This is a genomic window from Pseudomonas putida (assembly GCF_016406145.1).
Classification (GTDB): Bacteria; Pseudomonadota; Gammaproteobacteria; order Pseudomonadales; family Pseudomonadaceae; genus Aquipseudomonas; species Aquipseudomonas putida_E.
This window is the reverse complement of record NZ_CP066306.1, coordinates 4,891,852-4,914,092: the sequence shown is the minus strand read 5'-3', so window position 1 is coordinate 4,914,092 and position 22,241 is coordinate 4,891,852. Positions and strand designations below refer to the sequence as shown.

At 61.5% G+C, this 22,241-nt stretch carries 27 protein-coding genes and 1 riboswitch; of the genes, 13 read left to right on the top strand and 14 right to left on the bottom strand.

Annotated elements, in window-relative coordinates:
• The first annotated feature begins 46 nt into the window (after positions 1-46).
• A complete protein-coding gene (locus JET17_RS22645) occupies positions 47-565 on the top strand; it encodes an acyloxyacyl hydrolase (RefSeq protein WP_012316258.1) in 519 nt (172 codons plus the stop codon).
• Positions 566-626: 61 nt separating this feature from the next.
• Here the strand turns inward: JET17_RS22645 and JET17_RS22640 are convergent, their stop codons facing one another.
• From JET17_RS22640 to JET17_RS22620, 5 genes are all read right to left on the bottom strand, one after another.
• A complete protein-coding gene (locus tag JET17_RS22640) occupies positions 627-1,325 on the bottom strand; it encodes an SDR family oxidoreductase (protein WP_012316257.1) in 699 nt (232 codons plus the stop codon).
• Positions 1,322-2,764 carry a deoxyribodipyrimidine photo-lyase gene (gene phrB / locus JET17_RS22635; RefSeq protein ID WP_012316256.1) on the bottom strand — a complete coding sequence of 481 codons (1,443 nt, stop codon included), beginning with the start codon at positions 2,762-2,764 and terminating at the stop codon, positions 1,322-1,324. Before phrB ends, JET17_RS22640 begins: the two co-directional genes overlap by 4 nt.
• Positions 2,765-2,771: 7 nt before the next feature.
• Positions 2,772-3,653, bottom strand: a complete 882-nt coding sequence (locus tag JET17_RS22630; protein ID WP_012316255.1) for a MerR family transcriptional regulator — start codon at positions 3,651-3,653, stop codon at positions 2,772-2,774.
• Positions 3,643-4,611 carry a YbgA family protein gene (locus tag JET17_RS22625; RefSeq protein ID WP_012316254.1) on the bottom strand — a complete coding sequence of 323 codons (969 nt, stop codon included), beginning with the start codon at positions 4,609-4,611 and terminating at the stop codon, positions 3,643-3,645. The genes JET17_RS22630 and JET17_RS22625 overlap by 11 nt, the downstream gene beginning before the upstream one ends.
• A gap of 106 nt (positions 4,612-4,717) precedes the next feature.
• Positions 4,718-5,704 carry an NAD(P)/FAD-dependent oxidoreductase gene (locus JET17_RS22620; protein WP_012316253.1) on the bottom strand — a complete coding sequence of 329 codons (987 nt, stop codon included), beginning with the start codon at positions 5,702-5,704 and terminating at the stop codon, positions 4,718-4,720.
• A 186-nt stretch (positions 5,705-5,890) separates the two neighbouring features.
• Between JET17_RS22620 and JET17_RS22615 the strand changes: the two genes are divergently transcribed.
• Together JET17_RS22615 and hemH are read left to right on the top strand one after the other, a co-directional pair.
• A complete protein-coding gene (locus tag JET17_RS22615) occupies positions 5,891-6,796 on the top strand; it encodes a TIGR01777 family oxidoreductase (RefSeq protein WP_012316252.1) in 906 nt (301 codons plus the stop codon).
• A gap of 13 nt (positions 6,797-6,809) precedes the next feature.
• The gene (hemH, locus tag JET17_RS22610; RefSeq protein WP_012316251.1) at positions 6,810-7,823 is read left to right on the top strand and encodes a ferrochelatase; all 1,014 of its coding nucleotides are present in this window, start codon (positions 6,810-6,812) and stop codon (positions 7,821-7,823) included.
• Between the two features lie 45 nt (positions 7,824-7,868).
• Here hemH and JET17_RS22605 read toward each other — a convergent pair whose 3' ends face one another.
• Together JET17_RS22605 and upp are read right to left on the bottom strand one after the other, a co-directional pair.
• Positions 7,869-9,134 (bottom strand): uracil-xanthine permease family protein, encoded by a 1,266-nt coding sequence (locus JET17_RS22605; protein ID WP_012316250.1) that lies wholly within the window; start codon positions 9,132-9,134, stop codon positions 7,869-7,871.
• 2 nt (positions 9,135-9,136) lie between these two features.
• On the bottom strand, positions 9,137-9,775 hold the full coding sequence (upp, locus tag JET17_RS22600) for a uracil phosphoribosyltransferase (RefSeq protein WP_012316249.1): 639 nt from the start codon (positions 9,773-9,775) through the stop codon (positions 9,137-9,139).
• Positions 9,776-9,935: 160 nt separating this feature from the next.
• Between upp and JET17_RS22595 the strand changes: the two genes are divergently transcribed.
• From JET17_RS22595 to JET17_RS22580, 4 genes are all read left to right on the top strand, one after another.
• Positions 9,936-10,493: a hypoxanthine-guanine phosphoribosyltransferase gene (locus tag JET17_RS22595; protein ID WP_012316248.1), complete on the top strand. Its 558-nt coding sequence runs from the start codon at positions 9,936-9,938 to the stop codon at positions 10,491-10,493.
• Positions 10,494-10,495: 2 nt separating this feature from the next.
• Positions 10,496-10,969, top strand: coding sequence for a WbuC family cupin fold metalloprotein (locus tag JET17_RS22590; RefSeq protein WP_012316247.1), 474 nt, complete (start codon positions 10,496-10,498; stop codon positions 10,967-10,969).
• 53 nt (positions 10,970-11,022) lie between these two features.
• Positions 11,023-11,493, top strand: a complete 471-nt coding sequence (locus JET17_RS22585; protein ID WP_012316246.1) for a hypothetical protein — start codon at positions 11,023-11,025, stop codon at positions 11,491-11,493.
• A gap of 67 nt (positions 11,494-11,560) precedes the next feature.
• Positions 11,561-11,851 (top strand): PA4642 family protein, encoded by a 291-nt coding sequence (locus JET17_RS22580; RefSeq protein WP_012316245.1) that lies wholly within the window; start codon positions 11,561-11,563, stop codon positions 11,849-11,851.
• A gap of 168 nt (positions 11,852-12,019) precedes the next feature.
• Here the strand turns inward: JET17_RS22580 and mqo are convergent, their stop codons facing one another.
• Entirely contained in the window at positions 12,020-13,525 is a 1,506-nt protein-coding gene (gene mqo / locus JET17_RS22575) for a malate dehydrogenase (quinone) (protein WP_012316244.1), read from the bottom strand.
• Positions 13,526-14,128: 603 nt separating this feature from the next.
• Positions 14,129-14,362 carry a hypothetical protein gene (locus tag JET17_RS22570; protein ID WP_012316243.1) on the bottom strand — a complete coding sequence of 78 codons (234 nt, stop codon included), beginning with the start codon at positions 14,360-14,362 and terminating at the stop codon, positions 14,129-14,131.
• A gap of 204 nt (positions 14,363-14,566) precedes the next feature.
• Between JET17_RS22570 and JET17_RS22565 the strand changes: the two genes are divergently transcribed.
• Positions 14,567-15,151 carry a YajG family lipoprotein gene (locus JET17_RS22565; RefSeq protein WP_012316242.1) on the top strand — a complete coding sequence of 195 codons (585 nt, stop codon included), beginning with the start codon at positions 14,567-14,569 and terminating at the stop codon, positions 15,149-15,151.
• Positions 15,152-15,225: 74 nt separating this feature from the next.
• On the opposite strand, the gene JET17_RS22560 is transcribed toward JET17_RS22565, so the two are convergent.
• On the bottom strand, positions 15,226-15,432 hold the full coding sequence (locus JET17_RS22560; protein WP_012316241.1) for a hypothetical protein: 207 nt from the start codon (positions 15,430-15,432) through the stop codon (positions 15,226-15,228).
• A 160-nt stretch (positions 15,433-15,592) separates the two neighbouring features.
• Between JET17_RS22560 and JET17_RS22555 the strand changes: the two genes are divergently transcribed.
• On the top strand, positions 15,593-15,853 hold the full coding sequence (locus tag JET17_RS22555) for a hypothetical protein (protein WP_012316240.1): 261 nt from the start codon (positions 15,593-15,595) through the stop codon (positions 15,851-15,853).
• A 31-nt stretch (positions 15,854-15,884) separates the two neighbouring features.
• On the opposite strand, the gene JET17_RS22550 is transcribed toward JET17_RS22555, so the two are convergent.
• Positions 15,885-17,054, bottom strand: a complete 1,170-nt coding sequence (locus tag JET17_RS22550) for a 1-acyl-sn-glycerol-3-phosphate acyltransferase (protein WP_012316239.1) — start codon at positions 17,052-17,054, stop codon at positions 15,885-15,887.
• A gap of 122 nt (positions 17,055-17,176) precedes the next feature.
• Between JET17_RS22550 and JET17_RS22545 the strand changes: the two genes are divergently transcribed.
• The 4 genes from JET17_RS22545 (at position 17,177) to JET17_RS22530 (ending at position 19,171) form a co-directional block, all read left to right on the top strand.
• Positions 17,177-17,362, top strand: a complete 186-nt coding sequence (locus JET17_RS22545; RefSeq protein WP_012316238.1) for a CPXCG motif-containing cysteine-rich protein — start codon at positions 17,177-17,179, stop codon at positions 17,360-17,362.
• Positions 17,362-17,622, top strand: a complete 261-nt coding sequence (locus JET17_RS22540; protein ID WP_012316237.1) for a putative signal transducing protein — start codon at positions 17,362-17,364, stop codon at positions 17,620-17,622. The genes JET17_RS22545 and JET17_RS22540 overlap by 1 nt, the downstream gene beginning before the upstream one ends.
• 15 nt (positions 17,623-17,637) lie before the next feature.
• Entirely contained in the window at positions 17,638-18,258 is a 621-nt protein-coding gene (locus tag JET17_RS22535) for an SOS response-associated peptidase (RefSeq protein WP_012316236.1), read from the top strand.
• 97 nt (positions 18,259-18,355) lie between these two features.
• Entirely contained in the window at positions 18,356-19,171 is an 816-nt protein-coding gene (locus JET17_RS22530; RefSeq protein ID WP_012316235.1) for a M48 family metallopeptidase, read from the top strand.
• Between the two features lie 72 nt (positions 19,172-19,243).
• Here the strand turns inward: JET17_RS22530 and JET17_RS22525 are convergent, their stop codons facing one another.
• The 3 genes from JET17_RS22525 to JET17_RS22515 all read right to left on the bottom strand — a co-directional run bounded on the left by JET17_RS22525 (position 19,244) and on the right by JET17_RS22515 (position 22,092).
• Positions 19,244-19,825: a TMEM165/GDT1 family protein gene (locus JET17_RS22525; protein WP_174141606.1), complete on the bottom strand. Its 582-nt coding sequence runs from the start codon at positions 19,823-19,825 to the stop codon at positions 19,244-19,246.
• A gap of 91 nt (positions 19,826-19,916) precedes the next feature.
• A riboswitch (yybP-ykoY riboswitch) is annotated at positions 19,917-20,036 on the bottom strand.
• 41 nt (positions 20,037-20,077) lie between these two features.
• On the bottom strand, positions 20,078-21,073 hold the full coding sequence (locus JET17_RS22520; RefSeq protein ID WP_012316233.1) for a class I SAM-dependent methyltransferase: 996 nt from the start codon (positions 21,071-21,073) through the stop codon (positions 20,078-20,080).
• 53 nt (positions 21,074-21,126) lie between these two features.
• A complete protein-coding gene (locus tag JET17_RS22515) occupies positions 21,127-22,092 on the bottom strand; it encodes a 2-hydroxyacid dehydrogenase (protein WP_012316232.1) in 966 nt (321 codons plus the stop codon).
• Between the last annotated feature and the right edge of the window lie 149 nt (positions 22,093-22,241).

Below are 22,241 nucleotides of genomic sequence, written 5' to 3'. Positions count from 1 at the left end.
CATGAGGCGAACACTTACAACAGCATTGGAAAGAAGGATGTTTCTCATGAGGAAACTGCTCGGCTTGGCGGCGGCTGCCGCCGTCACTTTGGGACAAATCGCGGTAGTACAAGCTGCCGATGTTTCGTTATCGGTAGGGCAAACGGGTGATTCCACCCAGGTTTATCGTCTGGGCCTTCAGTCCAACTGGGATGCTAGCTGGTGGCAGACGAGCGTCGGTCGGCTGACCGGTTATTGGGATGGGGCTTACACCTATTGGGATGGCGACGAGACGGCGAGCAACCATAGCCTGTCTTTCGCACCTGTATTCGTCTACGAGTTTGCCGGTGAGTCGGTGAAGCCTTACATCGAGGCGGGCATCGGTGTGGCTGCATTTGCCAGCACTGAGCTTGAAAGCAACGAGTTGGGTTCGTCGTTCCAGTTCGAAGACCGAATCGGTTTCGGGCTGCGTTTTGCAGGTGGGCATGAGATTGGAGTGCGGGCAATCCACTATTCCAATGCCGGCATCAAACAGCCCAATGATGGAGTCGAGAGTTACAGCCTGCATTACCGCATGGCACTGTAAGTTTGTCATTGCCATCCAGATCGCGGGGCCGCGATATGGATGGCAATTCCCCCCTCATCACTTAGCGTGACAATGGCCACAAGCTACTCAGGTTGGTGACCTCCAGCACAAGCTCCGGCTCGCGCAGTGGCAAGCGTTGCAGCAGCTCCTGGGCTGCGCTCTGTGGCGTCCACTCTTCAGGATAGGCCATCGCTGACGTGACTGGCGTCTTCAATGAGTGCGGCGCCACCACTGTCAGGTCAATGCCCTGATTTTTCAGCGATTGACGCGCCTCGCGAAACCACTGCGGTGTGTTGTTCCAGCCTGCTGTCACTTGCGTGGGCGCATACAACTGCAAGGCTGAATAACGGTTGAAAATTGCCATTACCTGCGGCTTGTCGCCTTTCACCAGCAACGGTAAAACCTGGCCCAGGCAGTGCTCGGCCGCCAGTTGGTTACTGCTTACGATCGTCTCGAACACGTCTGTGACCGCTACCGTATCCGGCAGATAATCGCTGGCCCCTGCATTGATGATCAGGCTGTCCAGCGACCCCCAGGCATGACAAAGCTGAAGGCATGCGCTGGCCGCCTGGTCCTCGTCATGCAACTGCCATGGCAGGCGCAACAGACGGCTGCCGTGGTGCGCTGCCAAGGCGTCGAGCGCTTGGCAATCCTTGCCACTAGTCGCTACCCGGTGCCCTAGCCCGAGCAACTGCTCCACCAAGGCCAAGCCCAGACCGCTACTAGCCCCCGTAACCCAGAAAATTCGCGGATGATTCAATACGCGGTCCCCTCACCCTGGCTGCGCGATAACCCCTTGAAGGCCTCCAGTGCACGCTGGCGGCTACTACTAAGGTCAACTATAGGACGATGGTACGAATTATCAGCGAAAAGATCCTTGTTTTGCGTAGGCTGATGGATACTTTTTTCATCCAGCCCGCGCAACTCGGGTACCCAGTGGCGAATGAAGTGCCCCTGTGGGTCGAAGCGTTGCGACTGCGAAACGGGATTGAAAATACGGAAGTAAGGTACCGCGTCTGTGCCCGTGGAGGCGCTCCACTGCCAGCCGCCATTGTTTGCAGCCAGATCTCCGTCGATCAGGTGACGCATGAAGTGCCGTTCGCCCAGGCGCCAGTCGATCAGCAGGTTCTTGCTGAGGAACATGGCGACGATCATGCGCAGACGATTGTGCATCCATCCGGTGTGCAGCAACTGACGCATGGCCGCGTCAATGATAGGGAACCCGGTGCGTCCCTGTTCCCAAGCCTCAAGGTCGGCAGGGGCGTCGCGCCAAGGCAGTAATTCGGTGTGTGTGCGGAATGCTCGGTGGCGTGACACCTGTGGATAACCGGTCAGGATATGCTTGTAGAACTCGCGCCAGAGTAATTCGTTGATCCAGGTCTGGGTGCCGGTACTACCACTGTCGAACTCGCCGCGGTTGCTCGCCAGTGCGGCGTGCAGGCACTGGCGGGGCGAGATTACCCCGGCCGCCAGGTAGGCCGAGAGTTGGCTGGTGCCAGGTTTTGCCGGCAGGTCGCGCAGGTGGTGGTAATCCTCGATGGTTTCGTCCACGAAGCGTGACAGTCGGGCTTGCGCTTCGTCCTCGCCCGCAGGCCAGTGTTCGCTCAGGGCGCGCGATGGTTTGTCGAAGCCTTCGATGTGCTGTGGAATGGGGTCGCTGGCGATGCCTACGGGGGCCTGGCGCTTTACCCGAGGCGCTTGCGACGGCAGGCTTCGGTGCAGGTGTTCCAGGCAGACTTTCTTGAACTGACTGAAGACCTGGAAGTAATCACCACTGCGGGTCAGCACGCTACCGGGGCGGAACAACAGCTGATCGAGGTAGTTGTGAGCCTGAACGCCGGAGGCTTCCAATAGCGCGCGGGTCGCCTGGTCGCGGCTGTTTTCGTTGATGCCGTACTCATCGTTCCAGTGCACCGCTTCGATCTTGTGCTGGCGGCATACGTCGAGCAGCGTTTGGGCCGCCTGGTCCCAGGTGTCGATCCTGCGCACCAACAACGGAATATTAAGGCCCTCCAGTGACTGTCGCAGGTCGCGCAGGTTACGCAGCCAGAAGTCGACCTTGCAGGCAGCGTCGTCGTGCGCCTGCCACTGGCCTGGGCTGGCTAGCCACAAGGCCACGGCAGGGCCGCGTTCGCAGGCGGCGCTCAGGGCGGTGTTGTCGTTGACGCGCAGGTCGCTGCGCAGCCAGATCAGTTGCATGGGGTATCTACTCTACAGGCGGGCGGTCATTACCTTGCAGCGTGCGCAATGCCGCCTGCGGGGTATCGAACAGGAAAAGCTCGGGCAGGCCGAAGGCTTGCACTTGGGCTTGGTGAAGGGAGATCGTGGCACCGCCCAGCAGCTTCGTCCCCGCTATCCCCTGAAGGGTACGGAGCAGGGCCCTGCTTTCGATGCGCGGGCCCAGGTGCAGCAGCACAGCGCGAGGTTGCAGGGCGGTGACGGCGCGTTGCAACTCCACTCCGCTCACGGGGTTTTCAAGCACTTCGACAGGGATGCCACTGCTGCTCAGCAGCCAGGCATAAAGCCAGAGGCTGGGGTCGAAGGCGTGTTCACTGTCTTCGGCCAGCAGCACGGCCGGGCCGTGCAGTGACTGATTGTCGTGATAGACCCGCGCCCCCAGCTTGCTGCGCAGCCAAGTGTGGAAGAACACCTGTTCGAGCCTGGCATTGAAATAATTGCACCAACGTTGAGCCAGGCTATCTAGCAATGGCAGCAGCAATTTTTCGCACAGGGTGATGGCCGGATACAGCGCCATGGCTTGATTCAGTTGCTGGTCGAGGCTGCGCTGGGACAGGTTGGCGATGGCCTCTATCAACTGTTGCTGGCGGGTTTGCCAGTCGCCTTGCGGGGCAGCGCCGGGTGGCTTGTCGAGCAGCTCGCGCACTTGGCCGACCGATGCGCCCCGTTCCAGCCAAGCCAGGATCGCTTCGACACGTTCGACCTGATCGCGGCCATACAGGCGGTGGCCCTTGGCGGTACGTTGCGGCTTCAGCAGCCCATAGCGCCGCTCCCAAGCGCGCAAGGTTACCGGATTCACACCGGTGCGGCGTGCCAGTTCACCGATGGGCATGGGCGCTTCAGACAGCATTACGTAGCCCCAGGCTGTCAGGGTGTGGCTGCAAGTAGGCCTGTTGCTGCAGGTACGGGTCAGGGTGCTTGCGCAGATAGTGTTTGAGTAAGGTCAGCGGTACCACGAGCGGTACGACCCCTTGCTGGTACTGGTCGATGATGTGTTGCAGCTCGGCCTTGTCCTGCTGCGTCAGTGCGTCTTTGAAATAGCCACTGAGGTGCTGCAGTACGTTGCCATGGGTACCGCGACTAGCGCAGCGACGCAGCGCCTGCATCAACTGGCTGAAATAGCGGGGCCCGATGACTTGAGGGTCATCGTCCCGGCTCATGCTGCCAAGCAGGCGCCCAAGCTGTCGGTAAGCCTGCGGGTTGTTGGCCATTAGCAGGTATTTGTAGCGCGAATGGAAGCGCACCAGTGCGCCACGGCTCAAACCCTCGGTCAGCAGGCGCTGCCAGTCCGCATAGGCGTAGACGCGGCTGATGAAGTTCTCGCGCAGGACCGGGTCGTGCAAGCGACCCTCTTCTTCGACCGGCAGGTCCGGACGACGGGCGCAGAAGGCCGCTGCATAGGCGCCTCTGCCGCCCTGTGCTGCCGGGTGACCGTTATCCTGGTAGACCTTGACCCGCTCCAGCCCGCAGGACGGCGACTTCTGCATGAAAATGTAGCCACAGATATCGTCCAGCTCAGCGGCCATTTGTTCGCCGTAACTGGCGAGCGGGCCAGTGACGTCCATGCCAGGGTCGCGTGTCCCAACCACGGCGGGATGTTCGGGGTCACCGACCAGGCGGATCGGGTCTCGGGGTATCCCCAGGCCGATGGCGACTTCGGGGCAGACCGGTAGCCAATCGAAGTGTTCTTCCAGTTGGGTGCGGCACAGATCGGACGACTTGTGCCCGCCGTTGTAGCGCACACTGTGGCCTGTCAGGCATGAGCTGATGGCAATGCGGGGCTTACTCTGGGCGGATGGATCGTGCATGGCTGCCTCCGAAAACTTGTACATGGAATCGCGCGTGTACAAGGGTATTCCAGCACAGCCGCAAACTTATGCAAACTAGTATTTTTGTATAGTTTTGCAGTTTTGTTTATTCAAGATGCTCCAACAGCCGTCGGGCCGCCTCCTGACCGCTGAGCCAGGCGCCTTCCACGCGGCCAGACAGACACCAGTCGCCGCAGGCATAGAGCCCTTGGTCGGCATCGGCCAGTGCGCCCCATTCGTGACTACCGGCCGGCCGCGCATACAACCAGCGGTGTGCCACGGAGAAGGACGGTGCGGGCACCACGCAGCCGACCAGTTCGGCGAATTCTCCCCATAGCTGCTCGATTACTTCTTCCTTGGCCAGGTCGATATGCTGCTTGCTCCACGTGGATGTGGCATGCAGTACCCAGGTATCGAGCTGCTCATCGCGGCCTGGCTTGCTACGGTTGCGTGCCAACCAGTCGAGCGGGTTGTCCTGCACGAAGCAGCCCTGCATCGGTGTGTCCAGCGGTGTCTGAAAGGCCAAGGCAACGGCCCATGTGGGTTCCATCACCACGCCTGCTGCCACGGCGGCCAGTTTGGGGGTCGCCGCAAGCAGCGGCGTGGCCTGGGGCGCGGGCACGGCGATCACAACGCGGCTGAACGGGCCATGGCTGCAGCCTTCGGTATCCTGAAGGTGCCAGTACTGCTTGCCGCGAAACACTTCGGCAATGCGGCAGCCAAAGTTCACCGTGACGTCCTTGAGCATGCCGCGGGTGATCGCGCTCATGCGGGGCACGCCTACCCAGCGGGTCTGCTCGTCGGGCGAGGGAGTCAGTTCGCCGTCACGGTAGTTGTACAGCTGCGGTTTCCACTGTTCGGCCCAGCCGGCGGCTACCCATTGCTGCACCTGCTCGACGAAGCGCCGGTCGCGCGCAGTGAAGTATTGGGCGCCCAGATCGAGCGCCCCGGCCTCGCTGCGTTTGCTGGCCATGCGCCCGCCACTGCCGTGGCCTTTGTCGAACAAGTGAACGGATTGTCCGGCCTTTTGCAGGGCCTGGGCAGCGGAAAGGCCGGCGATACCGGCACCGATGATGGCAATAGGTACTGTCATGATGGCCTCTTCGAACCTTGCTGTAAGCAGACTACGCTGTCAGGCAAACCTGTACAATACTTAAAATCTGTATAAGGTTATTCCGCTTCATAGGGCAGGTTGGCCTATGTTTATCTGAGAGCGTTGGGTTAAAAAAGTGCCTTGTTGTAAAAATAGACCATCGCCGCACTCTGTGAGGACACAGCCATGCATATATTGCTGACAGGCGGCACTGGCTTAATCGGCCAGCATCTTTGCCCGTTCTGGCTCGCTCAGGGGCATCGCCTGACCGTGTGGAGCCGGCGCCCTGATCAAGTTGCGCGCCTATGTGGCAGCGGGGTGCGCGGGATTGCCCAGCTGGAGGAACTTGCCGCAGACGAGCCGGTGGACGCAGTGATCAACCTGGCTGGCGCGCCGATTGCCGACCGGCCCTGGACCGCAGCCCGGCGCAATGTGCTGTGGGCCAGCCGTATCAGCCTTACTGAGCAATTGCTGGGCTGGCTCGGTACCCGCGAGCAACGTCCCGAAGTGCTTATTTCGGGGTCTGCGGTGGGCTGGTATGGCGATGGCGGTGAGCGTGAATTGACCGAGGCATCGCCGCCGGTGCGCGAGGATTTCGCCAGCCAACTGTGCATTGCCTGGGAGGAAACCGCGCAGCGCGCGCAGGCCCTTGGGCTGCGCGTAGTGTTGGTGCGCACGGGGTTGGTGCTGGCCAGCGATGGCGGTTTCCTGTCGCGCCTGCGCCTGCCGTTCAAGCTTGGGCTGGGCGGCCCGTTGGGCAATGGGCGGCAGTGGATGCCTTGGGTGCATATAGACGACCAGGTTGCCCTGATAGATTTTCTCTTGCGGCATAAGGACGCCAGTGGTCCTTATAATGCCTGCGCGCCAGAGCCTGTGCGTAACCGCGAATTCGCCCGGCGCCTGGGCCGGGCCCTGCACCGGCCTGCGCTACTGCCGGTACCTGGCCTGCTGCTGAAGGCGGGCCTTGGAGAGCTGTCGACGCTGTTGCTTGGTGGCCAGCGGGCACGTCCTGTGCGTTTGCTGGCCGCAGGCTTCACGTTCCGTTACAACGATCTGCAATCGGCCCTGGACAACCTGTCCAGGCGCCTCTGACATAGGACGCTGCATGACCGATCACGCTCTGTTGCTGGTCAACCTGGGTTCTCCGGCTTCCACCTCGGTAGCCGATGTGCGCCGCTACCTCAACCAGTTCCTGATGGACCCTTACGTGGTCGACCTGCCATGGCCGGTGCGGCGCTTGCTGGTGTCGCTGATCCTGATCAAGCGCCCAGAACAGTCTGCCCATGCCTATGCCTCGATCTGGTGGGACGAGGGCTCGCCGTTGGTGGTTTTGACGCGTCGCCTGCAGGCCGCAATGGTGGAGCACTGGCCTCATGGTCCGGTGGAAATCGCCATGCGCTATGGCGAGCCGGCACTGCCGCAGGTGCTTGAGCGCCTCGCCGCTCAAGGTGTGCGCAAGGTGACACTGGCGCCGCTTTATCCACAATTCGCTGACAGTACGGTGACTACGGTAGTGGCGTTGGCCAACCAGACTGTTGCCGAACGCGCCTTGCCTTTGCAGTTGCGTGTGCTGCAACCGTTCTATGACCACCCTGAGTACATCGATGCCCTGGTGGCCAGCGCCCGGCCTTATCTTGAACAGGACTACGACCATCTGTTGTTGAGCTTCCATGGCTTGCCCGAGCGGCACCTGAAGAAGCTCATGCCTGGCAGCAAGCATGATTTGCGGGCAGCGGACTGCTGCAAGGATGCCAGTGCCGAAGTGCGTGCGGTGTGCTACCGGGGGCAGTGCCTGGCGTCGGCCAAGGCGTTCGCCACCAGGATGGGCATCCCGGATGGCAAGTGGTCTGTCTCGTTCCAGTCGCGGTTAGGCCGAGACAAGTGGATCGAACCCTATACCGAGACGCGTCTGGATGAACTGGCCAAGGCCGGTGCGAAGAAGCTGCTGGTGATGTGCCCGGCATTCGTGGCCGATTGCATCGAAACGCTGGAGGAAATTGGCGATCGCGGCAAGGAGCAGTTCATCGAGGCAGGGGGCGAAGAGTTGGTGCTTGTGCCGTGCCTGAATGATCACCCGGAGTGGGTGAGGGTGCTGGCGCGGATGTGTGAAAAGGCTTGAATTGAAGGGGCCGCTTTGCGGCCCTTTCGCGACGCAAGGCCGCTCCTACAGGTCCAGCTTCTCTTTTTTCCAGCCATCGTTGCCCGGCAGGATCAGGTTCAGGGCAATGGCCACGATAGCGCACAGGGCGATGCCCTTCAGGCCCCAATCATCAGGGCCGTCGCCGCTGCCGATCAGCACGCCGCCGATACCGAACACCAGGGTCACCGACACGATCACCAGGTTGCGAGCTTCGCCCAGGTCGATCTTGTGGCGGATCATGGTGTTCATGCCCACCGCCGCGATCGAACCGAACAGCAGGCAGAGGATGCCGCCCATCACCGGCACCGGGATGCTTTGCAACAATGCGCCGAACTTGCCGATGAAGGCCAGGGTAATGGCAAAGATCGCCGCCCAGGTCATGATTTTCGGGTTGTAGTTCTTGGTCAGCATCACGGCGCCGGTCACTTCGGCATACGTGGTATTGGGTGGGCCGCCGAACAGGCCGGCTGCCGTGGTGGCTAGGCCGTCACCCAGCAGGGTGCGATGCAGGCCAGGCTTCTTCAGGTAGTCGCGCCCGGTCACGCTGCCGACTGCGATCACGCCGCCGATATGCTCGATCGCCGGGGCCAGGGCTACCGGCACGATGAACAGGATGGCCTGCCAGTTGAACGCTGGTGCGGTGAAGTTGGGGATCTCAAGCCAAGGCGCGGCGGCGATCTTGGCGGTATCGACCACGCCAAAGGCGAACGCCAGTGCAAACCCAACCAGCACCCCGGAGATGATCGGCACCAGGCGGAAGATGCCTTTGCCGAATACCGCGACGATCAGGGTGGTGAGCAACGCTGGCATGGAAATCAGCATGGCGGTCTTGTACGGCATAAGGACCGCGCCGTCACCGCCCTTGCCCATTGCCATGTTGGCCGCGATCGGTGCCATGGCCAGGCCGATGGAAATGATCACCGGGCCGATCACCACGGGTGGCAGCATGCGGTCAATGAAGCCGGTGCCCTTGATCTTAACCATCAGGCCCATGAAGGTGTATACGAAACCTGCGGCCATTACGCCGCCCATGGTCTCGGCCAGGCCGAACTGGCCTTTGGCGAGGATGATCGGAGTAATGAAGGCAAAGCTCGAGGCCAGGAATACCGGGACCTGACGGCCCGTGACCAGCTGGAACAGCAGGGTGCCGATGCCAGCGGTGAACAGCGCGACGTTAGGGTCAAGGCCGGTGATCAGCGGCATCAGCACCAGCGCGCCAAATGCCACGAAGAGCATCTGCGCGCCCGAAACGACCTGGCGCCATAGCGGGTCGTTGAAGCCGTCCTGCATGGTCAGGCGTCCTTCTGCTTGGTGCCGAAGATCTTGTCGCCGGCGTCGCCCAGGCCCGGAACGATATAGCCGTGTTCGTTGAGGCGCTGGTCGATCGAGGCGGTGTAGATCTGGACGTCCGGGTGGGCTTTCTCCACCACGTCGATGCCTTCTGGCGCTGCAACCAGCACCATGGCGCGGATTTCCTTGCAGCCTGCCTTCTTCAGCAGGTCGATGGTGGCGACCATCGAGCCGCCGGTGGCAAGCATCGGGTCGATGATCAGCGCCAGGCGCTGGTTGATGTCCGGCGCAAGCTTTTCCAGGTAGGTGTGTGCTTCGAGGGTCTCCTCGTTGCGGGCGACACCCACGGCACTGACCTTGGCGCCCGGGATCAGGCTGAGCACGCCGTCAAGCATGCCGATGCCGGCGCGCAGGATCGGTACCACGGTGATCTTCTTGCCAGCGATTTTTTCAACTTGCACCTTGCCACACCAGCCATCGATCTCGTAGGTTTCCAGTGGCAGGTCCTGGGTGGCTTCGTAGGTCAGTAGCGCGCCGACTTCCTGGGCGAGTTCGCGAAAGTTCTTGGTGCTGATGTCGGCACGGCGCATCAGGCCGAGCTTGTGGCGGATCAGCGGGTGGCGGATCTCACGAGTGGGCATAGGGGGGGCTCCGAAAGGCGGGCAAAAAAACCGCGCTAGATTAATCTATTCAGCCTTTGCTGTCGTGCAGTCCTTTTGCACGTTAGTCCATAAATGCTTGATCTGTGACGAGCGGATGCGTACCTTTGCCCGCTTTTCCAAAATCCCCCTGGAGAGCGCAATGTCCGCTGATCTCGAGCACATCCGTCAAGTCATGCGCGAGGCAGACTGCCTGTACAACGAAGCCGAAGTCGAAGCGGCCATTGCCAAGGTTGGCGAGCAGATCTGCAAAGACCTGCACGACAAGAACCCGGTGGTGTTCTGTGTAATGAACGGCGGCCTGATCTTCGCTGGCAAACTGTTGACCCACCTGCAGTTCCCGCTGGAGGCCTCGTACCTGCATGCCACCCGCTACCGCAACCAGACCAGTGGCGGTGAGCTGTTCTGGAAGGCCAAGCCTGAAGTGTCGTTCATCGACCGTGACGTGCTGATCGTCGACGATATCCTCGACGAGGGTCACACCCTCAGCGCCATCATCGAGTTCTGCAAACATGCCGGCGCCCGCTCGGTGCACACTGCAGTGCTGATCGACAAAGACCATGACCGCAAGGCCAGCCCGGATCTGAAGGCCAGCTATGTGGGCCTGCCGTGCATCGATCGCTATATCTTTGGTTATGGCATGGACTATAAAGGTTACTGGCGTAACGCGAACGGCATCTTTGCCGTCAAGGGACTGTGATCATGAGCCAGCCTGCTTTCATCGACCAAGCGTTGTTTGCCGGGCTGGCGCAGAAAGCCGCCGACGCACCGCGTGGTCGCTACCATCACAACTTCCATGAAATGCAAGACCCCTGTCACCGCTTGGCGGTGGGCTTGCAGCCGTCCACCTACATTGCGCCTCACCGGCACCTGAGCGAGGACAAGGCCGAGACTTTGTTGGCGCTCAAAGGCCGCTTGGGGCTGCTGATGTTCGATGAGCACGGTGCAGTGGTCGACAAGCGCGTCCTTGAAGCCGGTGGCGAGTGCCTTGGCGTGGACCTGCGCCCGGGCATCTTCCATTCCCTGGTGGTGCTCGAGGCAGACAGCATTCTGTTCGAGTGCAAGGCCGGCCCGTACCGGCAGTTGGCCGACGACGAGCAGGCCCCTTGGGCGCCGCGTGAAGGCGAAGAAGGTGTCGCCCGGTATCACGCCTGGATGCTCGCGCAGTTCGATTGACAGCCCCCGTTGTTCAGCATGCTAGAGTGCTCCTTCATGCCAAGGAGCCTCACATGCGTGCGATTCTACCCCTGCTGCTGGCAGTCAGCCTGCCCCTTGCCGCCGCACCGCTGCACAGCCAGTTTCTCCCGCCCGATGACCAGTCCCTGCGCCAGGAAGCGCCGACAGGCCAGCAACTGTTGCAGGTAACCGATTACTCGGTAGTGGTTGGGGCGCAGCGCCAGTCTGATCAACAGCCAATTCCGATCACAGCCTCCCTGCAGATGCGCCTCAAAGGCAAGCCGCTGAGTAAAGGTGCGACCATCAGCCAGGTGTTGCTCACATTCGATGGCGAGGCGGGCAAGAGCCTGAAAAAACCGCTGTATGACGACAAGACCCGCACTTTGAGCCTGAACTATCCGGTCAGCGACTACCGCGTGATCATGGACCTGCTGCGCAACGAGACGGTGTACGTACAATTTCTGACCTACTCCAACGGCCACGTCTGGGCCGACTTGCACACGGGTACCGTACGTACGCGTTGAGACGTTGCGCGGGTGGGGGGTAAACTGCCGTCCTTCGAAATTCGTGATGGTCCAGTTGGAGCCGGCAATGCGCAAAGACAAGAAGCAGGTGATTGGTGACGAAATCAGCGACGACTACGTCAAGTCGTTCCTCCAGTTTGAGCCTGCAGATGGTGTGACCTCGCCTTCTCAGCACAAGCTGATCAAGGCTTACCGCGGCCTGCGTGTCGACGATTTCGAGCGCTTCGTAGGGTTCTTCGTCGAAGCCGGGCTGGACCTGGATGGCAAAGACGAACAGGGCAAGACCTTCGTCGAAGTGATCGCCGACCAGCGCAACGCGGCTGAATACATCGAGATCATCGAAAAAGCCCGGGGCTGATAGATCCCAGCCACAAAGAAACGCCCTAGGGGTATTGCCAGTCAGTTAGCGTTATCACTGCGGCGCAGTTCTTGAGTTCTGCGCCGTATCTGTAGGAGCTGGCTTGCCGGCGATGGGCCGCAAAGCGGCCCTGGATCGCTTACCTGACTGGCATTACCCCGAGGGGCGTTAGGCGTAGTGCTTGGCCGGACTGTTCTCTACCAGGTCCAGCGCCTCATCGTTTTCGGCACTGATCTTGTGGTACAGGGCTGCATCGGTGGCCAAGGTCTTCTCGCGAGCCGGGAAGATTTCCTTGAGCTTGGCAGCCCAGGCACCCTTGGCCTGCTCGGGGAAGCAGCGCTCGATCAGTTCAAGCATGATCGACACGGTCACCGAAGCGCCAGGGGATGCGCCGAGCAGTGCCGCGATACTGCCGTCCTGTGCCGACACCAACTCGGTACCGAACTGCAGGATGCCGCCTTTTTTCGGGTCCTTCTTGATGATCTGCACGCGCTGGCCAGCCACTTCCAGGCGCCAGTCTTCAGCCTTGGCCTGCGGGTAGAAGCGGCGCAGCGACTCGAGGCGCTGCTCCATCGACTGCATCACTTCGCTGACCAGGTACTTGGTCAGGTCCATGTTGTCGCGGGCCACGGCCAGCATCGGGCCGATGTTGCCCATGCGCACCGACAGCGGCAGGTCCATCAACGAGCCGTGCTTGAGGAACTTGGTGGTGAAGCCGGCGTAGGGGCCGAACAGCAGCGATGTCTTGCCGTCCACCACGCGGGTGTCCAGGTGCGGCACCGACATTGGCGGCGCGCCAACGGCTGCCTGGCTGTAGACCTTGGCCTGGTGCTGCTTGACGATTTCCGGGTTGTCGCAGCGCAGCCACTGGCCGCTTACCGGGAAGCCGCCGAAGCCTTTGCTCTCCGGGATGCCGGACAGTTGCAGTAGCGGCAGTGCCGCACCGCCGGCGCCGAGGAACACGAAGCGGGCGTCCACTTCACGGCTGCCGCCGCTGTTGACGTCCTTGATGCTGACGGTCCAGCCAGCGCCGTTACGGCGCAGGCCGACGACCTTCTTGCTGTACTTGACCTGCGCATTCTGCGAGTCGCCCAGCAGCTTGAGCAGCTTGTTGGTCAGTGCGCCGAAGTTGACGTCGGTACCTTTGGTCACGCGGGTGGCGGCGATGTGCTGGTCGGCCGGGCGGCCGGGCATCATCAGCGGCATCCACTCATTCATCACCGCCTTGTCTTCGGTGTATTCCATCTCGGCGAAGGCGTGGTGCTGCTTGAGCAGCTCGAAACGCTTCTTGAGGAAGGAAACCCCCTTGTCACCTTCGACGTAGCTCAGGTGCGGGACAGGGTTGATGAAGGCACGGGCCGGGCCGAAATTGCCTTTTTTGCTCAGGTAAGCCCAGAACTGGCGCGACACCTCGAACTGGGTATTGATGTGCACGGCCTTCTTGATGTCGATGCTGCCATCGGCGGCCTGGGGCGTGTAGTTCAGCTCGCACAGGCCGGCATGGCCGGTGCCTGCATTGTTCCAGGGGTTGGAGCTTTCCGCGGCCCCGGAGTCCATCGCCTCGACGACCTCAAGCTTCAGGGTCGGGTCGAGCTCCTTGAGCAGTACGGCCAGGGTGGCACTCATGATGCCCGCGCCTACCAGTACTACATCAACCGATTCGTTCTGCGCCATTAACGCGTCTCCACAATCTACAGCTACCTAATTGACAGCATAGGACCCCAGGTGTGCCAGGATCGCCATGTCCGACTCTTCGCAGTTCTTGCAACTTCCGCGGACACCGCCAAATCAGTCTTCGGGTTCGTATATTGAACGCCGTTTGCCACAGGTGCGGCAATTCGACTTATGGTCAAGGTGTCGTGCGTGCGTTATGGAACGGATTCAGACGCCCATGTGAAATGAGCGTATCAGCCGCCTGTTCAGGGCTGTTCGGGACACATCTGTCGCTATTGCACATGCCAGACTGTTCATTTGCTCGCCACACTCTCGTGAAGTTGTGAAAACCGTTTTTTTCACGCTCTTTTGGAGACGTGAACCTCAAAAGGGGACTGCGCGATGGCAACCCGCAGGTTCATGCAGTGCGAAGGGCCGGAAAAGCAGGCACGACAGCCGATGCAAGACCTGAGTGGAAGGCTCTCTGTGGGCGAAGCGGTGAAGGTGCCGGGGTCAAACGGCAAATGCGGGGCCCGATCAGGAGACGTCCTTATAATCGGGGGGAGATTATAACGATGTCGCGGGCAGAAAGGTCGTTATTCGTGCTTTTTATTGCAGCGTTTGTCAGGCCGGCAGGGTGCGCCGCTGCCAATGGTGGCTTGCATGGGCGCAAACCCGGGCGCTGGCGGGCAGTGGGCGGCCCAGCCAGGCAAGCTGAATTTCTTTGACCTGCACCCAGCCGCTGCTGCCTGGCGGCTGGCTGCATTGCTTGAATCCCAGGCAGTTGCCGTCGCCATCGAGGCGGGCATAGGTATTGTGGCGCGGGCGTTGGAAGAGCAGGGTCCAGAGCGAGGCCATGGTGTCGAGTCCTGTGTGTTAGGGCTTGCGGCGAGGATAACAGCAGGACCATGAACCAAGTGTGACACAAGGGCCTGGCTTCAACCGGCAAGCCTCGAGAAGACGCCTGCGCCCCGTGCGGTCTGCTTTTACTTGTAGCTTGCCGCTTGTAGCTTGCCGCTAGGTATACTGTGAGCCTTTGCCGCATTTTCTGGAGAAACACGCATGTTGCAACGTCTGTTGTTCGGTTTGCTTGCCGTGGCCAGCCTGAGCCTGGTCGGTTGTGCCCACAGCCCGCAACAACTCAGCCCGCAACCCAAGCTCAACGCCCAGCTCGCCCCGGTCGGCCATGGCCAGCCGGTGGTGGTCAAGGTGGTGGACGGCCGGGCTTCGCAGTCCCTGGGCACTCGTGGTGGCATGTACCCCGAGACCAGCACCATCAGCGTCAATGGCAATGACATCGTGCCCAAACTGCAGGCTCAGGCCGAGGCGGCCGTACGCCTGTTGGGCTTCACCCCTTCGGCCAGCGCCTCCAACGCGCCGCAGCTGACCGTGACCCTGGCCGAGCTGAAGTACCAGTCGCCCAAGGAAAACCTGTACGTGACAGAGGCCACCATCGGCGCCACCTTCCGTGCTGATGTGTCGAACGCTAACCGCCGTTACAGCGGCCGCTACGGCGCCTCGTTGGACCAGCGCTTCGGCATGGCGCCCAACCAGGAAACCAACACCAAGCTGGTGGGGGATGTGTTGAGCGATGCGTTGACTCGCTTGTTCAAGGACCCGACCATCGGCCAGGTACTGGGCGAATAAGCTTTTCGCTGTACCGAGAACAAACCCGCTGCCTGCGTGCCAGGCAGCGGGTTTTTTTTGGTTTTTCGAAGGCCTCAGGCCGCTTCGATATGAAAATCCAGCACGCTCACGCCCGTCAGCAGGTCCACCTCTGGCAAATGCTCATGCGCATGTCCGCCCAGGGCGCAATACACCAGCCACTGGCGGTCCTGGACATTGATGGCAAAACCATCGATCAACGCCTGCTGTTCATCGCTCTGGGCAACGAGATAGAGGCGATCCTGATTTTCGGCGTGCAGCATGAACTCGCTCCGGTTCGGGAAAAGGCCGACAGGGTGGCCTGCCCTGATGACGAGCGTGTGACAGATGAAATTTAGTGACACTTTGTCGCCAAGTTCAGGCGTTGGGGCCGGCCTTCGGTAGAATGCCGGCCTTCGCTGACGTTCTGACCGAGGTTGCGTGATGTCCTTGCAAGTGCTCTGGGGGGTTCTGGCCGCCCATCCGACCAAGCTGATCAATCTGCTGGCACTGTTGATGACCTGCCCGGGCGGGTTGCTGCTGCACAGTGCACGGCGTCGCCAGGCTATCACCCGCGAGAGCCTGGCAGTGGATGACGGGCTGGTGGATGCATTCGACCAGCGGGTGCCGCGCTATTACTACATTCTCGGCTTTTCCTGCCTGGCGATGGCCTTGCTGCTGTCCTGGTTCAGTACCTGGATCTGAAACATGCGGGGCCGCCAAGCGGCCCCTGTGATCAGGCTACCGGCGCCTGTTGTCTGACCTGATACTGGTTGCGCACCGGCGTGGCGTATTGCAACACCAGGTATGGCCGCTGCTCCTGCGGGCAGGCGTCCAGGCGGCGTTGCCATTCTTCCTTGGCTTTTGCCAGCTCCTCTGCCGGGAACAGCTTCTCGGCGCTCGGCACCTGCAGTGCCTCATCCTTTTCGCCCCACATTGCATAGGCCAGGTAGTGCACCGGGAACAGTCGGTAGCCACCCAGGATCTGCCGGTCGATCTCCTGCGCCAGCTGCTTGGTGTCCTCGTAGAACGCGGTTACCGGCGGGGCGAAGTTGATGTGTACACGGCCCTTGTAGCCGGTGATGCCCTTGGCGATGCTGTTGTCGTCTTCACCTGGCGCTTTCTGATAGGTGCCGGTGGTTGCACGGATATACAGTTCGCGCGCCTTGGCCTGGTCGCAGGGGTCGTACTCGTAGCTGATCGACACCGGAGTGAGGTTAAGGCCCTGGATCACCGCACCGAAAGGCTCGTCCTTGCGGCTCATGTGGAACATCTTGAGGATGGCCGAGTCGGTGCGGTCATCACCATCCTTGGCACGGCCTTCGGCCTGGGCTATCCAGATCGAGGCGCCGTCGGTGCGGATCGAATGGTTGATGTAGGCCGAAAGCAGCTGGTAAGCCGCGAGCTTTTCGCGCCGGCCAGTGAGCGAGCGGTGGACGATGAAGCTCTTGTTCAGGCGCATCATGTCGCTGACGAACGGCTTTTGCAGCAGGTTGTCGCCAATGGCGATGCGTGGCGTCGGCAGGCCAGCGTGGTACACCGCGTAGTTGACGAAGGCCGGATCCATGACGATGTCACGGTGGTTGGCCAGGAACAGATAGGCGGTACCGGATTTGAGTTGCTCGACGCCTGTGTACGTGACCCCGTCGGTAGCGCGCTCGATGGTGTGGTCGACGTAGTATTCGACCTTGTCCTGCAATGTGGACACGCAGGTAACCCCGGCGAACTCCTTGCGCAGGCGCCGTGCGATCAGCGGCTTGAGCAACCAGCCGAATGCCCCGGCTGCGCGCGGGAAGCGGAAGTGGGTGAGGATATCGAGGAATGCCGGGTCGCTGAGCAGGCGTGCCAGCACGGCAGGGACCTCAGCATCGTCGTACGGTCGGATGGCATCGAATTCGCCCATCATGCTCTCTTGTTGGAAACGGCTAGGGTAATAAAGTAGGGGTGGGGCCCGAAAAACGGCTCGGACACACGCAGGCCCTGTAAACAGACCGGCAATTATACGCATAAGTCACTGCGGAGGCCGCGATGCTGGAAACCGACTTCTACGATTGCCCTTATTGCGGCGAGCGCGTGGAAACCACCGTGGACATCTCCGGTGGCGACCAGATGTATACCGAAGACTGCCAGGTATGTTGTCAGCCGGTGGTGTTCATCCTGCAGGTGCACGGCGACGAATGGATGCTCGAAGTCAGACGCGAGGACGATGCCTGATGCAGCGGATCTACGAACCGGAAACATTGCTGGAGGCAGAAATGCTCGCTGGCATGCTGGCCAGCGAGGGTATCGAGGTGCACCTGGTCGGCCGTGACCTGATGGGTGGTGTTGGCGAGTTGCCGATGCAAGGCTTGCTCGGGCTCGCAGTGGCCGATGAGCAGGCAGGTTACGCACGGCAGCTGATCGATGCGTACAATGGCGCCCAGCCGCTTGTCGGCGACGAACCGGAGAGCTATCCCGGTACCTTGATCTGCTAGGTTCTGAAATCGCCCATGTGTGGACGCTATGCCCTGTTTCGCTGGCCCCAGGTGCTGGCAAGCCTGCCAGGCTTTCCTGCCGGCCAGCCGGCGCAATGGAATATCTCGCCCGGCGCTTCGGTGCTGATCCAGCGCCATGTCGACGGCCAGATGCAATTGGCCAAGGCGCGCTGGGGCCTGACCCCGGCCTGGCTCACTGACCTCTCACGCACCCCCGCGCATGCCCGGGCCGAAACCTTGGCCGAGCAGCCGATGTTCCGTGAAGCGTTACGTCTGCGGCGTTGCCTGATGCCAGCCAACGGCTTTTACGAATGGCGTGGCACGGTGCGCAAACGCCCTTACTGGTTGACGCCGGGGGAGGGCTCGTCGTTGTATTTCGCAGCCATATGGGAAGCTTACCCGGTCCAGGACCAGGTGTGGCTGAGCTGTGCGGTGGTGACCCAGGCGGCGATGAACCAACGCCGGCCGTTGATTCTCGATGAGGCGGGGCAGGCCGCATGGCTGGACCCTGAAACACCGCTGCCGCGTTTGCATGAGCTGCTCGCCAGCCCACCGGCTACGCTACGTGAGCGGGCGCTGGCGAATTTCGTCAATGACCCGAAGCTGGATGCGCCCGAGTGCTTGACGCCGGCCTGATGGGGCCGATACGGGCGAAGAAAATCTTCCCTACGGCTCTGGTAGCCCATGGGCGACTCGGCCTAGGATATCCCGCATGTAAAAAGGGAGTGTTTTCATGCGTAAGTCTTTTGTCGTCAGCCTCTTGAGTGCTGGCATCCTGCTGGCTGGCTGCCAGGCGGTCAATACCACCAGCGGCGGTGCTGTCGGCGTCGAGCGCAAGCAGTACATGTTCAGCATGCTCTCGACCGATGAGGTCAACCAGATGTACGCCCAGTCGTACCAGCAGACCCTCGGCGAGGCGTCGAACAAGGGCGTGCTGGACAAGTCCAGCGCCGATGCCAGGCGCGTGCAGGTGATTGCCGACCGGCTGATCGCCCAGGCGCCGAAATTCCGCCCGGATGCCGCCCAGTGGCAGTGGGAGGTCAATGTGATCAAGAGCGATGAGCTCAACGCCAACTGCGGCCCTGGCGGCAAGATCATTGTCTACACCGGCCTGATCGACCAGCTCAAGCTCACCGATGCCGAGATTGCCGCCGTGGTGGGCCATGAAATCGCTCACGCCTTGCGTGAACACAGCCGCGAAGCGATGTCCAAGGCTTATGGCGTGGAAATGGCCCGCCAGGGCGCAGGTGCGCTGTTTGGCCTTGGCCAGAACAGCATTGCGCTGGCAGACCAGGTAGTGAACTACGCCATGACCCTGCCCAACAGCCGCGCCAACGAAAACGAAGCCGACCTGATCGGCCTGGAACTGTCGGCGCGTGCCGGCTATGACCCGAATGCCGCGATCACCTTGTGGAACAAGATGAGCAAGGCGTCCGAGGGCGCGCCACCTGAGTTCATGAGCACTCACCCGGCCTCTGACAGCCGGATCGCCTCGTTGCAGGCGGCGATTCCCAAGGTCATGCCGCTGTATCAGGCTGCCAAGAAGTAAGAGCAGCTACAAGCTACAAGCTACAAGCAAGAGCAGTACGCGTACATCTGCTCTTTCTTGCAGCTTGCAGCTTTACCCCACCCACCCACTGGTTTTCATTGCCGAGTAGACGGCGACGATCGCCAGCACGATGAAGGCCGTCGCGGCCAGGCGACGAATCAGCGTAAGCGGCAGTTTTTCTGCGGCGAAATTGCCCGCCAGGACTACCGGTACGTTCGCAATCAGCATGCCTAACGTGGTACCGATGATGACCATGATCAGGTGCGGGTACTGGGCTGCCAGCATCACCGTGGCAACCTGGGTCTTGTCACCGATCTCGGCCAGGAAGAACGCGATCAGCGTAGTAAGGAACGGGCCGAAGCGCCGCGCAGGGTTTTCATCATCATCCATCTTGTCTGGCACCAGGGTCCACAGGGCCGTGGCGGTAAAGCTCGCGGCGAGAATCCAGTGCAGCGTCGACTCGCTGAAGAACCCGCTGACCCAGGCGCCTACGGCACCTGCGGCGGCATGGTTGGCCAAGGTGGCGGCGATGATGCCGGCGATGATCGGCCAGGGCTTGCGGAAGCGGGCAGCCAGAATGAGTGCGAGCAGTTGCGTCTTGTCGCCGATTTCGGCCAGGGCGACGATCGCGGTAGGTACGAGGAGAGATTCCAGCATCAGGATTCCTGTGGGGGCGGGTCGACACGGCTATGACACGTACAGCCTCCCCGCCCCGGGTAAGGTGTGCGTGTCATAGGTCTTGTCAAACCCTGGATCCGTCTGCGCAGATCGTGGGTCGCACGCGCCATGGCCTGTGGGCCAAGTGTGTTGACGCGTGCCGGGCAAGCAGGTTGCTTGCGGGAGACTACTCCCCTAGGACGGTGCGGATTCTGCCTAGCCCAAACGCTTTGGGCAAGCCCTGTTTTATCAACGTGTTGCCTGATAGATGCGAAAACCGTCTGCCTCGGCGCAGGTCCGGCAGTTGCCCAGGGCGCCTTCGATCAGTGGCTGATAACGCAGGAAACTATTTGCGACCAAGCGCATTTCGCCACCTTTTCGCAGATGTTGTCCTGATTTTTTCAGCAAGTTTTCCGATGCCTGGTAGTTGGTGTGCACACCGGTATGAAACGGCGGGTTACTCAGGATCAGGCTCAAGTCGCCTGGCGCAGCATCGATACCGTCGCCACTGATGACTTCACCTTCCAGCTTGTTGGCCGCCAGCGTCAGGCGGCTGGCGGCCACGGCGAAGGCGTCCACGTCCAGCATCGTTACCCGGCTTTGTGGGTAACGGCGTTTGACTGTGGCGCCGAGTACGCCGGCACCACAGCCGAAGTCCAGTACATGGCCCACTGGCAGGTTATCCAGGTGTTTGAGCAGCAACGCCGTGCCGCGGTCCAGACGGCCGTGGCTGAACACGCCAGGCAGGCTGACCACCTGCAGCGGGCCGTCTTCCAGTTCAAGCGCGAAGCGTTCGGCCAGGCTTTCCAGTGGCTTGGCTTCGGGCGCGTTGTCCACGGTGACCTGCCACAGCTGGCAATGCCGGGCACTGTCGAGCTTGCGTGGCTTGCCCAGGGCCTGCAAATGCTTGGCTGCGCCTTCGATACCGCCGCGTTTTTCGCCCACCAGGTAGAGTTCGCCGCCGCCCAGGCGTGACGCCAGTGCGTTTAGCAGGTAGGCCGCCAGCTCGCGCGACTTGGGCAGGAACAGCACAGCCGCCTCGAAGGCGACCGGCGGCACGTCGACGCCGTAATGGCTGCGCCCGGCAAAGCGGGCGTCAAGCATGGCCTGATCGCCCGCGTGCCAGGTCCAGGCATTGGCCTTTGGCAACTGGCCGAGCAGGTCATCGGCGGGGGCGCCGGCGATCAGCAGTGGACCCTGGAACAGGTCCGCCTGGCGGAGCAAAACTTCACTGCGCGGGTCCATGGACGACGCCTCCTGAAAAAAGTGGCGCAGTGTAGCAGAGCCTGCCCTTGCGCTCAGCTGACCACGCGGCGTGGCTGGCCGGCAAAGAATGCCTGGGTGTTCTCGCTGAGCTGGCCGACGATGCGCTGGCGCGACTCCACCGCGCCCCAGGCGCTGTGCGGCGTGATCAGCAGGCGCGGGATGTCGCCGGCCAGCAGCGGGTTGCCGTTGACCGGCGGCTCGACGCTCAGCACGTCGGTGGCGGCGCCGCCCAGATGGCCGCGACGCAGGGTGTCGGCCAGGGCCTGCTCGTCGATCAGGCCGCCACGTGCAGTATTGACCACCAGCGCGCCGGGCTTGAGCAATGCCAGCTCACGTGCGCCTATCATGTGCCGTGTGTGTTCGTTGAGTGGGCAGTGCAGGGTCAGGGCATCGACTTGCGGCAGCAGTTCATCCAGCGGCAGGCGATCGTTGCGCGCAGGGCGCCCGGGGATCTGCCCGCTCAGCACGCGCATGCCAAAGGCTTCTGCAAGCCGCGCGACGGCGCCACCGAGTTCGCCATGGCCGAGCAGGCCAAGGGTCTTGCCTTCCAGTTCCACGATCGGGAAGTCCAGCAGGCAGAACTGGCTGGCCTTGGCCCATTGGCCCTCGGCCACCGCCTGGTTGTAGTCGCACAGGCGCGTGGCCAGTGCCAGCAGCAGGGCCAAGGTGTGCTGTGCCACCGAGGGCGTGCCGTAGCCTTGGCAATTGCAGACGGTGATGCCCTGGGCGCGGGCGGCAGCGAGGTCGACGTTGTTGGTGCCGGTGGCGGCGACCAGGATCAGCTTGAGCTGTGGGTTGGCAGACAGGGCGTCGGCGTCGAGCATGACCTTGTTGCTGATCACCGCAACGGCGCCCTGCAGGCGCTCGGCTACCTGATCCGGGCGGGTGGCGTCGTACAGTTCGAACGCGTCGAACTGGCTCTGCAAAGGTGAAAGGTCGAGGTCACCAAGGTCCAGGGATTGATGATCGAGAAACACGGCGCGACGCGTGCTGGGCATAGATACGGCTCCAGTGGCAGGGCAAGGGTTGATCCATCGACCGAACAATGCCACTCATACCTCGCCTAGCCAAATCATTCCTTCGGCTGATTTGACCGTCACATTGGCGAACTACAGTAGGCCACAGACTTGTCCGGCTCGCTTTTCAA

What these genes read in the sequence shown, in the direction of transcription:
- JET17_RS22530 (WP_012316235.1), top strand. Translation starts at nt 18,356, where the DNA reads ATGCGTAAGTCTTTTGTCGTCAGCCTCTTGAGTGCTGGCATCCTGCTG.
- JET17_RS22520 (WP_012316233.1), bottom strand. Translation starts at nt 21,073, where the DNA reads ATGGACCCGCGCAGTGAAGTTTTGCTCCGCCAGGCGGACCTGTTCCAG.
- JET17_RS22630 (WP_012316255.1), bottom strand. Translation starts at nt 3,653, where the DNA reads ATGCTGTCTGAAGCGCCCATGCCCATCGGTGAACTGGCACGCCGCACC.
- JET17_RS22545 (WP_012316238.1), top strand. Translation starts at nt 17,177, where the DNA reads ATGCTGGAAACCGACTTCTACGATTGCCCTTATTGCGGCGAGCGCGTG.
- JET17_RS22605 (WP_012316250.1), bottom strand. Translation starts at nt 9,134, where the DNA reads ATGCAGGACGGCTTCAACGACCCGCTATGGCGCCAGGTCGTTTCGGGC.
- JET17_RS22595 (WP_012316248.1), top strand. Translation starts at nt 9,936, where the DNA reads ATGTCCGCTGATCTCGAGCACATCCGTCAAGTCATGCGCGAGGCAGAC.
- JET17_RS22570 (WP_012316243.1), bottom strand. Translation starts at nt 14,362, where the DNA reads ATGGCCTCGCTCTGGACCCTGCTCTTCCAACGCCCGCGCCACAATACC.
- JET17_RS22550 (WP_012316239.1), bottom strand. Translation starts at nt 17,054, where the DNA reads ATGATGGGCGAATTCGATGCCATCCGACCGTACGACGATGCTGAGGTC.
- JET17_RS22535 (WP_012316236.1), top strand. Translation starts at nt 17,638, where the DNA reads ATGTGTGGACGCTATGCCCTGTTTCGCTGGCCCCAGGTGCTGGCAAGC.
- JET17_RS22555 (WP_012316240.1), top strand. Translation starts at nt 15,593, where the DNA reads ATGTCCTTGCAAGTGCTCTGGGGGGTTCTGGCCGCCCATCCGACCAAG.
- JET17_RS22615 (WP_012316252.1), top strand. Translation starts at nt 5,891, where the DNA reads ATGCATATATTGCTGACAGGCGGCACTGGCTTAATCGGCCAGCATCTT.
- JET17_RS22585 (WP_012316246.1), top strand. Translation starts at nt 11,023, where the DNA reads ATGCGTGCGATTCTACCCCTGCTGCTGGCAGTCAGCCTGCCCCTTGCC.
- JET17_RS22625 (WP_012316254.1), bottom strand. Translation starts at nt 4,611, where the DNA reads ATGCACGATCCATCCGCCCAGAGTAAGCCCCGCATTGCCATCAGCTCA.
- hemH (WP_012316251.1), top strand. Translation starts at nt 6,810, where the DNA reads ATGACCGATCACGCTCTGTTGCTGGTCAACCTGGGTTCTCCGGCTTCC.
- JET17_RS22620 (WP_012316253.1), bottom strand. Translation starts at nt 5,704, where the DNA reads ATGACAGTACCTATTGCCATCATCGGTGCCGGTATCGCCGGCCTTTCC.
- JET17_RS22565 (WP_012316242.1), top strand. Translation starts at nt 14,567, where the DNA reads ATGTTGCAACGTCTGTTGTTCGGTTTGCTTGCCGTGGCCAGCCTGAGC.
- JET17_RS22540 (WP_012316237.1), top strand. Translation starts at nt 17,362, where the DNA reads ATGCAGCGGATCTACGAACCGGAAACATTGCTGGAGGCAGAAATGCTC.
- JET17_RS22580 (WP_012316245.1), top strand. Translation starts at nt 11,561, where the DNA reads ATGCGCAAAGACAAGAAGCAGGTGATTGGTGACGAAATCAGCGACGAC.
- JET17_RS22515 (WP_012316232.1), bottom strand. Translation starts at nt 22,092, where the DNA reads ATGCCCAGCACGCGTCGCGCCGTGTTTCTCGATCATCAATCCCTGGAC.
- mqo (WP_012316244.1), bottom strand. Translation starts at nt 13,525, where the DNA reads ATGGCGCAGAACGAATCGGTTGATGTAGTACTGGTAGGCGCGGGCATC.
- JET17_RS22645 (WP_012316258.1), top strand. Translation starts at nt 47, where the DNA reads ATGAGGAAACTGCTCGGCTTGGCGGCGGCTGCCGCCGTCACTTTGGGA.
- JET17_RS22560 (WP_012316241.1), bottom strand. Translation starts at nt 15,432, where the DNA reads ATGCTGCACGCCGAAAATCAGGATCGCCTCTATCTCGTTGCCCAGAGC.
- phrB (WP_012316256.1), bottom strand. Translation starts at nt 2,764, where the DNA reads ATGCAACTGATCTGGCTGCGCAGCGACCTGCGCGTCAACGACAACACC.
- JET17_RS22590 (WP_012316247.1), top strand. Translation starts at nt 10,496, where the DNA reads ATGAGCCAGCCTGCTTTCATCGACCAAGCGTTGTTTGCCGGGCTGGCG.
- upp (WP_012316249.1), bottom strand. Translation starts at nt 9,775, where the DNA reads ATGCCCACTCGTGAGATCCGCCACCCGCTGATCCGCCACAAGCTCGGC.